Source organism: Gracilimonas sp. B-17, assembly GCF_056857935.1.
This window is the reverse complement of the sequence record NZ_JBSXOA010000009.1, coordinates 20,210-36,100: the sequence shown is the minus strand read 5'-3', so window position 1 is coordinate 36,100 and position 15,891 is coordinate 20,210. Positions and strand designations below refer to the sequence as shown.

Below are 15,891 nucleotides of genomic sequence, written 5' to 3'. Positions count from 1 at the left end.
AGCTACCAATTCAGGGTTGTTTTAACTATGTCGAGCTTTGGTGCTTGTTTGATCAGTTCATCCACATGTTGAGCAGACACGGGATCCCGCCAATCCGGTTTAACATCCTTTAAAGGTAAAAGAACAAACAAACGGCTCTTATATTCTTGATGTGGAATGATAAGGGTATCTGTTTCAATGACCAAGTCATCAAAGGCAATTATATCAAGGTCTAGCGTTCGGGCAGTCCATTTGGGATAACGGGAGGGGCGGCCCTGCTTTTTTTCCTGTTCCTTAAGTCTCTCAAATAATTTGTCAGGTTTCAGCTCAGTTTCAATGGCAACCACTGCATTCAGAAAATCATTTTCAGAAGGGCCGACCGGTTCAGACCGGTAAATGGCCGACTTCATGACCTTATCATCACTGAGGTTTCCCAGGAATTTTAAAGCTTTGCACAGCTGTTTGTGAGGATCATTCAGGTTAGAGCCCAGTGCAATAATTACCTGGGCCACGACATCCTCACTTCGGTATGATCTAGGGTAGCTTTTATTGGAGGCTTTAGTTTACGTACATGAACCTCGATCTTTTCACATGTATCGGCGTACTTTTCGAAGAGTTTACTACCGATCCTGTAACATAAGGTTTCGATCAGGTCAACAGATCCACCTTCCATGATCTCAGCAGTAACTTGCTGAACTTCGGTATAATTTAAAGTCTCTTTAAGATCATCTGAAGTACCAGCTCTGGAAAGATCGCATTGGAAAATAACATCCACTACAAAATCATTACCCTCTTCTTTTTCGAAATCCTGAACACCATGGTACCCAAGAAATTTCATGCCACATACGGAGAGGGTATCCATCATGATCAAAGGCTGGCTACTTCAATGCGCTGATGTAGTTCTTCAACCATGCGCTTATGTTTCGGGCTGGTTGAAATGCGTTCTTCAACAGTAGAAATAGCATGAATGACCGTAGAATGATCGCGCCCGCCAAAATGAAGCCCTATGGTCTTTAAACTCGACTTGGTGAATTTCTTTGAAAGGTACATGGCGATCTGTCGCGCTTCGACGATCTCCTGTTTGCGTGTTTTCTCACGTACTTTATTGGTGTCGATACCAAAATAGTCACACACGTAATTCTGAATCGACTCAATGGAGATCTGTGTGTTGGAATCTTTGACCATATCCTTCAGCACGCGCTTGGCCATCGCCAGGTCGATATCGTCAATATTCTGCAGAGATGCATGTGCTAACAACTTAATGATAGCTCCTTCAAGGTCTCTGACGTTAGACTTGAAATTATGGGCGATGAACTCAATGATCTGAGGGTCAATTTCTATACCGTTATCATTCGCCTTGCGTTCAAGAATGGCATAACGGGTTTCGTATTCAGGCATTTTAAGGTCTGCACTCAGTCCCCATCCAAATCGGGAGATAAGGCGTTCTTCGATATCCGGTACATCTTTAGGTGCCCTGTCACTACTGAGGATGATCTGCTTTCCGTCCTGATGTAAGGCATTAAATATGTGAAAGAATTCTTCCTGTGTCTTTTCCTTTCCACTGAAGAACTGGATATCATCTACCATCAACACGTCAATGTTTCGGTAGAACATGGAAAACTCACTGGCCCGGTTATTCCGGATAGCATGTACAAATTCGTTCGTGAAAGCCTCAGACGAGATATAAAGGACTGATTTCTCATCCCCAAACTTTTCCTTGATCTTATTGCCGATACTCTGAACCAGGTGGGTCTTACCTAGACCTGTTGGGCCGTAGACAAAAAATGGGTTGAATGAGTTACTTCCAGGGTTATCAGCAATTGCCATGGCGGCAGAACGGGCAAGTCGGTTACAGTCACCTTCAATGAATCGCTCAAAAACATAATTGTTATTAAGATTCGAGTCGATCTTGGTCTTCTTAATTCCGGGGATCACAAAAGGATTTTCGATCCTATCTGGCTGGTAATCCGGATATCCGTTTGATTCTTGCGGTTGAACCGGCCCCATTGGGCGTTGAGGCATTCTGACCGACCGGTTATTCTCAAACTGATCAGACTTTTCCATGACAATGGAGTACTCCAGTTTTCCTTCAGGTCCCAACACTTTGGCAAGTGTAGATCGCAGCATATTGTAGTAATGCTCTTCCAGCCATTCATACCAAAATTGACTGGGTACCTGTATGGTGAGCGTGCTGTCTTTTAGTGTCACCGGTTTGATCGGTTCAAACCAGGATTTATACTTCTGATAGCTTATGTTGTCCTTTATAATATCGAGGCAGTCATCCCATGCCTTCTCAACCGATAACTCGTGCAATTGTCCAAATCCCCCTAACGGTATTAGCTTAAATAAGTTTGATCCTTTCCTAGCCAGTTATCCACAAGTAAAGATAATCATCTGACTTCGTTCGGTTTTGAAAATGGTAATTTATTGGGCACTTGTCAAACTCGTATTTAAGCATTTCGTAAAAGTTATCCACAATGTTATAAATAGCGTAAGTCGTTGGCGTGCAATAAAAAACATAGAACCTTAAATAATTCCCAAAAACCTCTTGACACCCCATAACATTGCCGTAACACTGAATTAACCTTTTTGAAAAACAGGGAAAAGTATTTTGAATTACTTTTCCACAAGTTTTCCACATTTATTCAATAAAGGTGTTCGATAAATTTTTGCTGAAAAAATCAAGCCTTTTTTGCTCTAAAAAATCTCTTTTTTTCATCCAGATCTTTCAGTAGCGAGGAGGTCCATACTGAAGGATCGAAAAGCTTTGATACCTCAGCACCTAACTGATGGTGCAGTTCAAAATAAATCGTACCATTTTCCCTCAAAGATGAGAGGCAAATAGTTTCAAGTGCACGATACATCTTTTCAGTTGACTCACAGAACAGAGCGAGCTCAGGTTCGAACTCAACAACCTCTTTATCGAGTGTGTTTTTTTCTTCCGGTTCAATGTAGGGAGGGTTAGATATAATGAGATCAAAATAACCGGCTTGAATTTGACTTGGATCAAATAGATCGTCCCTGAAATAGTTGACTTCCACATCATTATAGATCGCATTAGACCTGGCGATCTCTAAAGCTTTTTCAGAAATATCGGTTCCAAAAATATTCCAGTCAGGTTTTTCTTTTTTTATGGAAACCGGAATACAACCTGATCCGGTGCCTATATCCAAAACATTCAGGTTGTCTCTATCTTTGTTTTCTCTAAGTATAAGATCTACGAGCTGTTCGGTTTCCTGCCTGGGAATAAGAACTCCGGGTTCAACTTTGATTTTCACATTCAGAAAATCAGTTTCACCGGTGATATATTGTAAGGGTTCATGCAGTGATCTTCTTTTGACAAGTGGCCGTAATATATCTAATTCTTCCGAAGACAGTGGCCGGTCGTACATTAAATACAAGTCTAGCCGTTTAACACCCAATACCTCAGCCAGTAACCATTCGATACTAAACCGTGGCGATTTGATGTCCTTCTTTTCGAAGAACTCAGTGGCCCATTCAAGCATGCTAAGAACCGTCCAAACGGAGGGTATATTAGCCATAAATTATTCTTCTTCTGTCTCAGCCGGGGGCTGTTCTTCTTGAAGGGTTAACCCATGGCGTTTTGAGAAGTCAAGAATAAAATCGATGACATTGGTTTCAACAGTTTGTTCTTCTGAAAGTGAACTCCCTCTAAAACCCATGCGTCCTCCGGTCTTCTTAAGTACGATCTTATTGTGTTTACCCTTGCTTTCTAAGATACAGGTAAGCGTAACGCTTGAATTTATCTGCTTTTCGTATTCTTCATAAACCGCTACATAAATGGTCTCAGAGGTTCCCTCAGGAGAATACTCATATAGAAATTTTGGTGGATGTTCCTTAAACAATTTGGATGACATTCTGCGTAGCGTTGCAGTTGGTCCAAATACGAAATATGTTGTATGTGAATTCATGCTTTGTAGCTTGAATTAATTATTTTATGAATGTGTTTATTACTAAAAATTTGTGGTGAAAATAACATGATATTGTATTAACGCAATAAGAAAATGAAGAAAATTTCGTTATTGCATCACTTAACGGGCTCTAAACTATCTTAAACCCAACTTTTTTCGATGAAAAAAATTATCATAATCTTAGTATTTGCTGCTGCTTTTCTAACAAATAATGCCTTTGCACAGTTTGGTGAACCTGAAGTTCGTAAAATTGAAGATCCAAAAAATTTGTATGACGAAGGGTACAGAACCGGGTTTGGTTTCAATCTTGCTTTAACTGATTTTGGTTTTGGTGCCGGTGGTCAGTTTCGTTTTGGCCTTAAGCCTTATACAGAAGCCTTGGTCTCACTTAAGATCGCTGGCCTTAAAGATCCAACGGAACAAACATTTACTGATTTTTTAGGCTATAGAACCACCCCTGAAAAATATCAGCGGGTCATATCAGTGCCGTTATACATTGGTGTGAAGCAACGTTTTTTCCCTGAGAAGATAGCCGATAATTTTAGATTGTTTAGTTCTATAAGCGCAGGCCCGACTTTTGCATTTTCCTACAGCTATTTCAATGATGTAAGTGAAAACGGATTCAGAGAGAACGATGCCCGTATTTATGGATTTACTGAGCGAACGAATGATATTTTTTCCGGTTGGAATGATTCTGAGACCCATTGGGGCATGGGAGGAGAATTTACGGTCGGTATAGATTTTGGGGATAATTTCTCTAATCTATCAACTGTTCAATTCGGCTACACTATGAATTATTTCCCCGATGGCATTCAGGTTTTACAGCCTTGCAAAGCTGACCTCACACGAATCAACCAGGCCCCTGTGAATGCCTGTGAGTTTGCACCGGTAGTTGCAGTAGGTCCCAATGGTGATTTTGCTCCTTTAGAGCAAGCTAATGATCCAAGAAAATATTTTGGGTCTGCTCAGATCAGTTTCATTTTTGGCTGGATGTGGTAACTATCTATTTGATGTCAGTTCTCTGAACCAAACTTCTGGCTGTGAAAGATCATCGATGATCATTTCAGGGTTGTGACGCACAAGCTCATCTCGCCCATATTTGCCTGTTGTTACGGATACGCATTTCATTCCGGCATATTTTGCACATTCTATGTCTCGTGGTGTATCCCCAATGATGATAAATCGGGAGGGATCAGGCTCAATTCCCATTTGTGTTCTGACTTGCTCAATTGCGATCATAGGGAGTCTGTTGCGGTCTTTATCTTTCTCGCCAAAAGCTCCAATGGTAAAATCATAATCGATCTTACCCGCATCTAACTTCAATTGTGCGGCTTTGGGATAATTGCCGGTCAGTAGCCCACTTACAAAATTATCGTTTTTGAAATAAGATATGGCATCATCTACATGATCATGCCTTTTTACAAGTTCTTCACTTAATCTATTTTCAAGTGCTTTCAGGTAGGCTGCCTTGAAAGTCTGATACAATGATTCATCATAGTCATGGTTGACCAAAAATGAGGTGAATATATCATGATCGGTTCGTCCTGAAAATGCATCATTTTCCAAATCCGGATAGTCGATACGATGTTCATCGAGGAGTTCTCTCAGCATAGCCCGGTTAAACCCGCGGTCAACGGTTAGCAGGGTGCCATCAATATCGAATAAAATAATCCAGGGATGTCTCATGTATGAATAGTTTATAAGTTGTTTATATCATCTTCACTTTAAGTTACGATTATTGAGCTGAAATGGCTTTAAGTACATGTTAAATAACAGTACCTTTAAGAAGTAAGAATCTCACTTAACAAATCGGAGAATTAATAATGAGTTTTATAGAAGACATTCATGCAAGACAGGTGATAGACTCGCGGGGTAATCCAACCGTTGAAGTTGATGTGACCCTTGAAACGGGAACCGTGGGCCGTGCAGCTGTGCCTTCAGGGGCATCTACCGGAGAGCACGAAGCAGTGGAGCTACGGGACGGTGACAAAGATTACTTTATGGGCAAGAGCGTTTTGAAAGCAGTTGAAAACGTTAATACCGTTATCGCAGAGGAATTACTTGGTTTATCGACCTTCAATCAGGTTTATCTGGATGACCTATTGCTTGATCTGGATGGTACACCAAATAAAGCCAAGCTAGGTGCGAATGCAATATTGGGTGTGTCTATGGCTATTGCCAAAGCTGCAGCAAAGGAATTGGATATGCCACTTTGGAGATATATTGGCGGAGTGAATGCCAAGGTTATGCCTCTTCCCATGATGAATATCATTAACGGTGGCTCGCACGCGGATAACAGTGTGGACATGCAGGAATTTATGATCATGCCCGCCGGTGCTGAGAATTTCAGTCAGGCACTTCAAATGGGGGCAGAGATCTTTCACAACCTCAAAAAAGTATTGAGTGACAAAGGTTATAGTACAGCAGTAGGTGATGAAGGTGGTTTCGCTCCAAACCTGAAGTCAAATGAAGAAGCGATCGAAGTGATCCTTACAGCTGTTGAAAAAGCAGGTTATACCCCTGAAGAAGATGTACTGATCGCTCTTGATCCGGCTGCTTCTGAATTTTATAACACTGAAACCGGATTGTATGAATTCAAATGGAGTGATGGCTCGAAGAAAGACACGGATGCAATGGTGGAATACTGGAGCGACTGGGTGGAGAAATATCCTATCATTTCCATTGAAGACGGCCTGGCTGAAAATGACTGGGACGCCTGGGAAAAACTGACCGATGCTGTTGGCGATAAAGTACAGCTGGTAGGTGATGATCTCTTTGTTACCAACACAGAGCGGCTCGCAACCGGTATCGAAAGAGGTATCGCTAACTCCATTCTTATTAAAGTAAATCAGATCGGTACGATCACTGAAACCCTGGATGCTATTGAAATGGCACATAAGAATGGTTATACAGCGGTGATCTCTCACCGTTCAGGTGAAACTGAAGACGTGACCATTGCTGATCTTGCTGTTGCAACAAATGCCGGACAGATCAAAACAGGTTCCATGAGCAGGACAGATCGTATTGCCAAGTACAATCAGTTACTCAGAATTGAAGAGCAACTCGGAGATATGGCACTCTTCCTTGGTAGAGATACTTTTGGTCTGTGATCCCGAATAATTCAAAACGACCTGAAGGCCACTGCGATCGCAGTGGCCTTTTTAATTTGATGTCCAACTGAATTCAACAAAGTAAGCAAACGGGGAGCATGCGGAATTTCGATTAACAGCACTGCTAATGTTAAGAGAATAAAAAGTTTTATTAGAATTCATAATAATCTGTAAGGAATTGAGTTATAGTTGCTCTTACATAAAACATAGTAGCTTTCTAAGGAGCCGACATTTGGATAGATGGTCGGCTCTTTTTTTATTTTACGACCTGTTAAAAACAGATAGAATGCGTACCATATAGTGTATGCGAAATACCCACACAGAGCTTTTAAATTTCAGAAATCATGTTGAGACCAAGATCGATTGGGCTCCTCATCTCAATGTGATAACCGGTCCAAACGGTTCGGGGAAAACCAGTCTGATCGATGCTATTCATTATCTGTGTATGTCGCGAAGTTTTGTATCCAATACAGATATGTATGTGGTCAATAAAGATGAAAGTTATTTTATGATCAAAGGTCATTTTGAGGGGCAGATCCGTTCTGAGTTTGATGTATCCTGCTCGTATTCCAGGGGAGATGGGAAAAAGATATTTGTGAATGATTCCCCTTTGGAGAAGCTATCCGATCTGATCGGCATGGTACCGGTGGTTACACTTACTCCGGATGATAAAAAACTAACTTTGGAAGGCCCTGCTGAAAGGAGGAGTTATATTGATTCTTTTATTAGCCAAATCTCTCCGGCATATTTAAGAGATCTTATTGAATATCGCAGAATAAGAAAGCAGCGTAATACACTGCTACAGGAATACAGGGGGCCTAAATCTGTATTAGAATCTTACCTGGAGCCCTGGAATGTTCAGCTTGTTGAATCAGGGTCCAGAATTGTTGCTAAACGATATGAGGTGCTTGAAAAACTGAAGGATTATCTGGCAAAGGATTACGCGATGATCTCAGGCATGGACCTTACAACAAACCTGGAATACCAGACATTTTGTACACCCGATACCGACCCAAAGGTAATAGAAGAAGCTTACTACATGGAACTTGATAAAGTTCAGGAAAAAGAGATAGAACGTGAGATCACCACTGTGGGGCCACACAGGGATGAGGTCGTTTTTTATCTGGATGAATTTGAACTGAGAAGGTATGGATCTCAGGGACAACACCGGCTTTTTGCACTTTCATTGAAGTTAGCTCAACTACATTTTTATTCAGATGAATTGGATGATCTGCCTATTCTTATGCTTGATGATGTTTTCGGTGATCTGGACCTCAATAAAACAGAAATATTATTGACGGCACTTCAACAACATAAAGGTCAAATATTCATAACTTCAGCAAACCCGGTTCCATTTAAGGATTATGTTATCTTTGATGGTGAAAACAATCGGTTTTATAAAGTGGATGATGGAAATGTTGAAGAGGTGGAAGCATGAGATTTGATACGCCCAAATCATTGAGTTCTGTACTGGAAGATTTTCTGGAAAAGTTTCCTCAGAAGAGAAAACTGAAGCAGGGGATGATATTGTCTGCCTTCGGGGAAGTTGTTGGGCCACGATTGGCATCGGAAGTGGAAGACCTGCATTTTGAAGGGAATAAACTGGCCATGAAGGTCAAACACCCGGCCTGGAGACATGAGATTCATTCGAACCGCTTTAGCATTGCCAAAAAATTGAATGCTAAGGTAAAAGGAGATATCATATCCGACATCATTGTTCGCAGTTAGTTGATTAAACTTAAACCTGCATCTATATTCCTGAATGCCAGATTTTTTTAACCACCCACTTATAAATCAAATAAAAGATCTTTTCAATTTCGGAACCAAACCCGGTTCTGATGAAGATGAGGTGACTTTTTTGCGTCGTGAAAAGGTCATTGTATTTGTCGGGGCGTACATAACAGCTGTAGCATTATGGTTTATTGTAAATTTAAGCAGTAGTTACAGCATCAACGTGAATCTGCCGATAGAACCCGGTAACGTTCCGGAGGATATGGCACTGCTTGAGGAACTGCCGGAGTTTGTTCAGGCAGGTGTTTCAGGAGATGGGTGGCAGCTATTGTCACTATATAATGACCCGCCAACGGTGGTGATAAACATAGAAAATGAAGAAGTAAACCTGTTTGATCAGGTCCGCCAGCGATTGAGTTATCTTCAGGATATAGACATATCTAAGGTTCAGCCGCTGATGATCCAGATCGAAATGGAAAGTAAGATCTCAAAAAAGATTCCTGTGGTTTTGAATACGGATATTGATTTTCAAAACAGATATGGAAAGATAGGTGAACCTGTTATCAGTCCGGATAGTATTACGGTTACCGGTGCAGCCTCACGTATAGAAGATATGAGTGAGTGGGTTGTAAGAGATACACTCAGACTAAAGGATGTCCGAAATGATATTTCAAGAGTTATCACATTACGGGAAGATACAGGTGTAATAGAGTTGTCTGATACGGAGATCAATTATGTTGCTGATGTTTCAGAATTCACTGAGGGGGAAACAGCCGTATACATCAAAACACGAGGTTTGCCAAGAGGGCAGAATGTAACATATAATCCTGCATCTCTTACGATAACCTTCGATGTACCGATCGAACAGTATGCGGATGTTGAGAATCTTCAACCTTATGAGGCCTATGTATCTTATTCAAAAATACTGGAAGATTCGACCGGATATGTGACTCCAGATATTGAACTTATAGAAACAGAATATGAATTGCGGCTTCGTAATTTCAAACCAAAGGCAGTAGCATATTTTACCGTGATAAACTGACTCTTTAGAAATTCAGGACCAAACCAATGGACGGCAGCACTTCTGCATCATTGGTTGTATTGACCAATACCAGGCTTCGTGGGGTAATGATATTTCCGTTTTCATCTCTGTCCAACCCATAACGTGGCTCGGAAGGGCTTGCTTGTACAAGCACATTCTGTACCTCGAGGTAGACATCAAGGCTCAGGTTCTGAAAGTTAAATTTCTTATCAATACGAACATCAAGCTGGCTCAGTGGATCAAGCCGATTACTGCCAAGTTGTTTATAATCTCTAAAAACAGCCGGGTAATTCTGCAGGGTCAGCTGTTGATCTACAGGTGCATAAGGAGCTTTCCCTAAATATCTGTATCGGCTACTAATTTCCCAATTATTGCCAAATTTATATCCACCCAGTAATGAAATCAGAGTTCCATTATCCCAAACGGCAGGTTTATAGTCGTTACTGAAGAGATTTGTGAACTCACTCTTGTAGAAAGTAAAGGCAGCCACTCCATATAACTTTCCGGTAAATTTTTGTTGATAGAGTAACTCAACGCCATAGGTTCTTCCTTTACCTGTGCTGATGACCGGTTCACTGCCAAAGACTTCGAAATCACCTCCTTTATTGGCAAGTGAAACACTGTCGGTAGTTGAGACCGGGTAATCATTATAGTATTTGAAGAAAGCTTCTGCCGAAATTCTTGCACGGTCGTTTAGAAGGTATTCTATACCTGTTACAGCATGATCGCTTTGTATGTAATCTGATGATCTATTCGGAAAAGCACCATTGTTATCCTGAAAACCAAGGGTAGTGTAGGGAAGTATCTTAAAGTATCGCCCAACAGAAGCATTCAAAGTCCATTTTTCATTTTCTGTGATCTTATAGGAAAATGAAGCTCTGGGGCTGAGGGTACGATATAATTGATTCCCACTGTTTGTGAAACTGTTGCCATCCGCCCTGACACCTAAAGAAATACCGACACGATTATTGTTAAAGTTTGCGGACGACTGAGCAAATATTCCGTATCTAAAGAAATTGAGATCGGTGAAAAATGACCGGCTATTGATCAGGTCTTCTGTTGAATTAGAGTAATTGACATTTATCAGGTTTAATCCGCCGGAAAGCGTCCAATTGTTGAGGAATGTCGTAGCCTGGTATCTAAGATGAGTTTCTGTTTCTCTTGAATCATTTTTTAAATACAGTCCGGTTTTGTTGACATTATCCTCGTACCTGAAAAATTCATTACCCAAAGTATTATTGCTTAACACAGTCTCCATAAACCCGCTGTTGTCTGAAAACTGCCTTCTCCAACCCACCCCGATGGTGTTGCTATTTTGCCTTATAACCGGGATCTGATTCTGAATGGCTTCCTGTTCGGGATCAAAATCGTCCAGATCATTTATTGACAGATCATCTAACGAACCAACACCCGTCAAATAGATCTGATTGTTGTTATTGATCCGGTGATTCACTTTATATTGATAATCCCAGTAATCCGGCAGGAACGGGAGGCCAATGGCTTGAAACAATAATTGCAGGTAAGATCGACGAATGGAAGCAATATAGGTTGTATTTGAATTCGCCTCATCACCTTTGAAAATTGGGCCTTCCACCGTTAGGGCTGCTTCACTGGATCCAACTCTCAGATTTCCGTTAAACTCTCTGCTATCGCCGTTACGCTGATCGAATTGAAGAATTCCTGAAAGTACATTTTCGTACTCAGCACTAAACGAACTGGCGGTTAATGAGACTCCTTCAAAAAATGAAACATTCAATAAGCCTACCGGACCGCCAGCACTGCCCTGAGTCGAAAAGTGATTGATATTAGGGATGGGGATTCCATCCAGGAAATAGACATTTTCATTGGGAGCACCACCGCGTATGATCACATCGTTACGGAACCCACCCACGGATCCTGAGACTCCGGGAAGTGATTGCACAACCTTAGCGATATCATTATTTCCCCCGGGGTAGGCGGTGATCTCTTCCTGATTGAATTTTTGTATGGAAAGCGGGGTAACTTCTTCCTTTAAAAAAGGATTAGGAGTAACCGTCACTTCATCCAGTTCTTTGACATCTTCCTGTAACTGAAAATTGATATCAATATTTCCTTCGGATCTGATGACGATATTGAATCTTGTTTGAGAGATAAAGCCAACAAAAGAGGCTTTTACATTGTAGGTCTTGGCAGGGATGTTGGTGATGGTATAACGCCCATTAGCATCTGTTGCATCCCCGAGTTCGGTACCCTCCAGCAAAACAGTGGCACCGATCAAAGGTTCTCCGGTTTTGGCATCTGTAACAGTACCGGATAGGGTACCGGTAGACTGGGCAGCTAAGCCTAACGAAATGCAGTTAACTATAAACAGAAGGATCGAAGAACGTAGGATCATCAGGGTTAGTTAAGAATTAATGTTGGAAGACCAAACGCATTGGGCAGTGAAAGTCGTTCCTGCATAATCAGTTACCTGTAAAAATTTATTTATTTAATAAAAGGAACGGAGAATTGTCAGGCAAAGTTTAAGGCAACTCAATATATTTGATTTATGAAAGCCAGGAACTTGCATACCTTTTTTGTTTTAAGCGCAACCATTCTTTTCGGATCGTTTACGCTATTGCATGAGTATGACTGGCTGTTACCACCTTCACCGGTTGAAACCGTTGCCTCAACAACTCAGGTTCCCCTTCCGGATGTTATTGAGGAGCAGGGAAGTGAAGATGAGATCGAGCATGATGACTTTAAAGAATTTTATGTGTCACCTGATCAAAATAATAAAGGATCTTACATGATCTATGAGGACCGGTTTACTCCTCATGTTGCCACCCCACCCCCAGACATGGTCTAAGCCCACCCGTATCTAATAGCTAATTATTTCCGTGAGTAACACCTTTGTAGAAATGGTGTCTTCAGAATTATATGGATAACTCACCCAAAGCAAAGGAATGGGCATAAAACTTTGTAATAGCTATTCAAATTTAATTACTAAACCTTAGATCATGTATAAAATGAAAAGTTTAAATCTGTTAGTTGTATTGGTATTGGGTTCATTCATAATTACAGCATGTACCCAAAAAGAAGATGAAACCGAAAACTATAGTATGCAATTATCCTCTGATGTGATAACAGCAGAGGGTCAGAATGAATTAACACCTGAGCAAATAATTCAGGGTTTAAAAGATGGAAATGAGCGATATGTCAATAATAACCTGACACCAAAAGACTTCCAGTCTCAGGTTAAAGCAACTGCAAGTGGTCAATTTCCTGAAGCAATAATTCTGTCGTGCGTTGACAGCCGTGTTCCGGTCGAAAATGTATTCGATAAAGGCGTGGGCGATATATTTGTAGCGCGCGTAGCCGGGAATTTCTCAAATGAGGATATTCTTGGCAGTGCTGAGTTTGCTACTGCGGTAGCAGGATCAAAGGTGGTTATAGTAATGGGCCATGAGGCATGCGGTGCAGTAAAAGCTGCTATTGATGGTGTTGAAATGGGTAATATTACAGCCATGCTGGATAAGATCGAACCGGCTATTGAAATGACCAATAATTATGATGGTGAGCAGTCTACATCAAATAATGACTACGTAACAGAAGTGGTTAACAATAATGTAAGAAATACCATATCTGAAATGCGTAAAAATAGTCCGATCATCGCTGAATTGGAGCGCAATGGTGATGTTGTGATCGCCGGCGCTTTTTATGACCTGGATAGTGGAAAAGTTACATTTCTGGATTGATTAAGAAGGCTAAGATAAGAAAGAGGGAGTTTGAGGCTCCCTCTTTTTTTTTAAAATGATACCAGCTAATTCAGATCACTTTGGTTCTGTCAATTCAAGGTAGAATCGTTTGAAATCTTCACCTACACGGACCTTAAAATACCCCTCTTCAAGTACAGGGTTCCCTTCAAAATCAGGATAGCTCAGATCTTTTTTAGGTTCGATATTCAGGCTCACTCTTTTAGATTCACCGGGTTTCAATTTAACCCTTTCAAACTGAACTAATTCTTTAACAGGTCGGGATATCTTTCCAACCTCATCTGATATGAACCATAGAACTACCTCCGTTCCAATACGGTTTCCGGTGTTGGTTATGGTAACTTCAGCTTCAATTAAGCCATTTTCATCGATCGAAGTTTTATCGATGTTGAAATCATCATAACTGAAACTGGTGTAGCTTAAACCATGCCCAAATTCCCATTCTGCTATGGTTTCATCATCCTGTTCTATGTTGTTGGCAACTTCAGAATCAAAGTGATACGATGCACTCGGTTTGTGATTATAGGGTACAAAATAACCTACATACTGAGGGTAAGAGAAAGGGAGCTTGCCACTTGGGTTAATTCTACCGCTGATCATATCAGCAATAGCTTCAGCTCCCTCAAAACCTGGAAGGCCTGCCCAAATAATTGCATCGGTATCATCTACTATATCGGAAATTACCCGTGGCCTGCCTTCGATCAAAACAAGTACAGATGGTTTACCGGTTTTGTTAACCGCATTGATCAGTTCAAGTTGATCGTCAGCTAAACTCAAGTCAGTTATGTTCCCAACAAATTCGGTATAGGGTTCTTCTCCGGCTGCTATAATGATGGCATCAGCCTCACTTGCAGCAGATTCAAACTCAGATCGTCGTTTTGTGTCAGGTTCCCCAATAGAATTCAATTCGGTTACTTTTGCAGATGGGAATTGCATCTGAAGAGCTTCTGTAATGGTTTTCACGTCTTCGGGGTATTGGTCTTCTGCTCCACCTTGCCATGCAAGGGTCCAACCACCTGAAAGATTTCTTTTACTGTTAGCAGAAGGACCTACCACAAGCAGATTTTGGATCTCTTTCGATAGTGGTAGTGTCTGTTTTTGATTTCGTAAAAGAACCAATGACTCTCGGGCAGCCTGAAGTGCGATTGATTTATGCGAGGGGCTTCCAATATTTTCAATCCCTTTACCTGAAGGATAAGGGTGTTCAAACAATCCCATTTCAAATTTTAGTCTTAAAATACGCCTAACTGAATCATCCAGCCGGTTTTCTGAGATCTTTCCTTTCTTTACAAGGTTCATCAGGCTCTCATTGAATTTGAGGGATCTGGGTGTCATACTCATGTCAACACCGGCATCGATCGCCTGAAAGGTTGCCTCTTCGTAGCTTCTGGCTGTATGGTGGTAGTCATATAATTTCCCAATATCAGCCCAATCTGTAACGATCACGCCATCAAAGCCCATTTTTTCCCGAAGCAGACCGGTTAGTAACTCTTTAGAGGCATGAACCGGTATGCCATTTACCTCACCGCTATTCAGCATCATGGTCTTCATACCTGCATCAATAGCAGCCTGGAAAGAGGGGCGGTGAAATTCATGAATGGTTTGCATGGAGAGGTCGACAGGTGTACGGTCCCACCCGGATCTGGGTACAGAATATCCAAGGAAATGTTTTCCTGTGGCGGCTACCTTATAGGGGAACTTATCATGCTTTGCCTGTAAACCATTAACATAGGCTGCCCCTAACCTGGAAGCGAGATAAGGATCTTCTCCATAAGTCTCATAGACACGTGGCCAATAGGGATTCTTGCCAAGGTCAAGAACCGGTGCGAAGTTCCATACATGCCCTAAAGGCCCTGCTTCCAATGCTGTGATCCGGCCATTCTGAAGTGCATTTTCAGTATTGAAAGTTGCTCCAATATTGATGTTGTGAGGAAATATGGTGCTCCCCGCCAGGTAGCTTGCTCCATGCATATGGTCAATTCCATAGATAATGGGAATACCTAATCTTGTTTCTTCAACTGCAATTCGTTGTAAGTTCGAAATGTAATCGATCCATTGTTGAGCAGGTACTGCTTCCCCATTAAGAAACGAACCAATATGATGCTTTTGCAGCAAGATTCTTGCTTTATCAGCATCAAGGCTGACATCGCTTTGGTCACCCCTGTTATTTACCATGGTGATATCAAGTTGGGTCATTTGCCCAATTTTTTCTTCCAGACTCATGCGTCCGATCAGATCTTCAACACGTTCATCTATAGAAAGGGCAGGGTCCATATAAGGTTGAGCAGACACTGATTTATTAAGGTTTAGGATAACAGATAATGCTATTATAGTAATTATTTTTAGGATCTTATTAAGATGGT

The 15,891-nt window shown here is 41.3% G+C and carries 15 protein-coding genes; 7 read left to right on the top strand and 8 right to left on the bottom strand.

Features of this window, described 5'->3' with window-relative positions; genetic code table 11:
- Positions 1 to 2 precede the first annotated feature (2 nt).
- From folK to AC13FX_RS01845, 5 genes are all read right to left on the bottom strand, one after another.
- Positions 3 to 491 (bottom strand): 2-amino-4-hydroxy-6-hydroxymethyldihydropteridine diphosphokinase, encoded by a 489-nt coding sequence (folK, locus tag AC13FX_RS01865; RefSeq protein ID WP_482878712.1) that lies wholly within the window; start codon positions 489 to 491, stop codon positions 3 to 5.
- Positions 479 to 844 carry a dihydroneopterin aldolase gene (gene folB / locus AC13FX_RS01860; RefSeq protein ID WP_482878710.1) on the bottom strand — a complete coding sequence of 122 codons (366 nt, stop codon included), beginning with the start codon at positions 842 to 844 and terminating at the stop codon, positions 479 to 481. Before folB ends, folK begins: the two co-directional genes overlap by 13 nt.
- Before the next feature lie 2 nt (positions 845 to 846).
- On the bottom strand, positions 847 to 2,292 hold the full coding sequence (gene dnaA / locus AC13FX_RS01855) for a chromosomal replication initiator protein DnaA (RefSeq protein WP_482878709.1): 1,446 nt from the start codon (positions 2,290 to 2,292) through the stop codon (positions 847 to 849).
- Between the two features lie 368 nt (positions 2,293 to 2,660).
- Complete coding sequence (gene prmC / locus AC13FX_RS01850; RefSeq protein WP_482878707.1) at positions 2,661 to 3,521, bottom strand: peptide chain release factor N(5)-glutamine methyltransferase; 861 nt, start codon at positions 3,519 to 3,521, stop codon at positions 2,661 to 2,663.
- 3 nt (positions 3,522 to 3,524) lie between these two features.
- Positions 3,525 to 3,911 carry a hypothetical protein gene (locus AC13FX_RS01845; RefSeq protein WP_103664386.1) on the bottom strand — a complete coding sequence of 129 codons (387 nt, stop codon included), beginning with the start codon at positions 3,909 to 3,911 and terminating at the stop codon, positions 3,525 to 3,527.
- Between the two features lie 159 nt (positions 3,912 to 4,070).
- Between AC13FX_RS01845 and AC13FX_RS01840 the strand changes: the two genes are divergently transcribed.
- Positions 4,071 to 4,910, top strand: a complete 840-nt coding sequence (locus AC13FX_RS01840) for a hypothetical protein (protein WP_482878706.1) — start codon at positions 4,071 to 4,073, stop codon at positions 4,908 to 4,910.
- On the opposite strand, the gene AC13FX_RS01835 is transcribed toward AC13FX_RS01840, so the two are convergent.
- The gene (locus tag AC13FX_RS01835; RefSeq protein WP_482878705.1) at positions 4,911 to 5,597 is read right to left on the bottom strand and encodes an HAD family hydrolase; all 687 of its coding nucleotides are present in this window, start codon (positions 5,595 to 5,597) and stop codon (positions 4,911 to 4,913) included.
- 137 nt (positions 5,598 to 5,734) lie between these two features.
- Between AC13FX_RS01835 and eno the strand changes: the two genes are divergently transcribed.
- From eno to AC13FX_RS01815, 4 genes are all read left to right on the top strand, one after another.
- Positions 5,735 to 7,021 (top strand): phosphopyruvate hydratase, encoded by a 1,287-nt coding sequence (gene eno, locus AC13FX_RS01830; RefSeq protein ID WP_482878703.1) that lies wholly within the window; start codon positions 5,735 to 5,737, stop codon positions 7,019 to 7,021.
- 304 nt (positions 7,022 to 7,325) lie between these two features.
- Positions 7,326 to 8,459 carry a DNA replication/repair protein RecF gene (recF, locus tag AC13FX_RS01825; RefSeq protein ID WP_482878701.1) on the top strand — a complete coding sequence of 378 codons (1,134 nt, stop codon included), beginning with the start codon at positions 7,326 to 7,328 and terminating at the stop codon, positions 8,457 to 8,459.
- Positions 8,456 to 8,749, top strand: coding sequence for a DciA family protein (locus AC13FX_RS01820; protein ID WP_482878700.1), 294 nt, complete (start codon positions 8,456 to 8,458; stop codon positions 8,747 to 8,749). Before recF ends, AC13FX_RS01820 begins: the two co-directional genes overlap by 4 nt.
- A 34-nt stretch (positions 8,750 to 8,783) precedes the next feature.
- Positions 8,784 to 9,794, top strand: a complete 1,011-nt coding sequence (locus AC13FX_RS01815) for a CdaR family protein (RefSeq protein ID WP_482878698.1) — start codon at positions 8,784 to 8,786, stop codon at positions 9,792 to 9,794.
- Between the two features lie 4 nt (positions 9,795 to 9,798).
- On the opposite strand, the gene AC13FX_RS01810 is transcribed toward AC13FX_RS01815, so the two are convergent.
- The gene (locus AC13FX_RS01810) at positions 9,799 to 12,168 is read right to left on the bottom strand and encodes a TonB-dependent receptor (protein ID WP_482878696.1); all 2,370 of its coding nucleotides are present in this window, start codon (positions 12,166 to 12,168) and stop codon (positions 9,799 to 9,801) included.
- Positions 12,169 to 12,321: 153 nt separating this feature from the next.
- Between AC13FX_RS01810 and AC13FX_RS01805 the strand changes: the two genes are divergently transcribed.
- Positions 12,322 to 12,621, top strand: a complete 300-nt coding sequence (locus AC13FX_RS01805) for a hypothetical protein (protein ID WP_482878695.1) — start codon at positions 12,322 to 12,324, stop codon at positions 12,619 to 12,621.
- Between the two features lie 160 nt (positions 12,622 to 12,781).
- The gene (locus tag AC13FX_RS01800; protein WP_482878693.1) at positions 12,782 to 13,510 is read left to right on the top strand and encodes a carbonic anhydrase family protein; all 729 of its coding nucleotides are present in this window, start codon (positions 12,782 to 12,784) and stop codon (positions 13,508 to 13,510) included.
- Between the two features lie 75 nt (positions 13,511 to 13,585).
- Here AC13FX_RS01800 and AC13FX_RS01795 read toward each other — a convergent pair whose 3' ends face one another.
- Positions 13,586 to 15,820, bottom strand: coding sequence for a glycoside hydrolase family 3 N-terminal domain-containing protein (locus AC13FX_RS01795; protein ID WP_482878691.1), 2,235 nt, complete (start codon positions 15,818 to 15,820; stop codon positions 13,586 to 13,588).
- Positions 15,821 to 15,891: the final 71 nt, after the last annotated feature.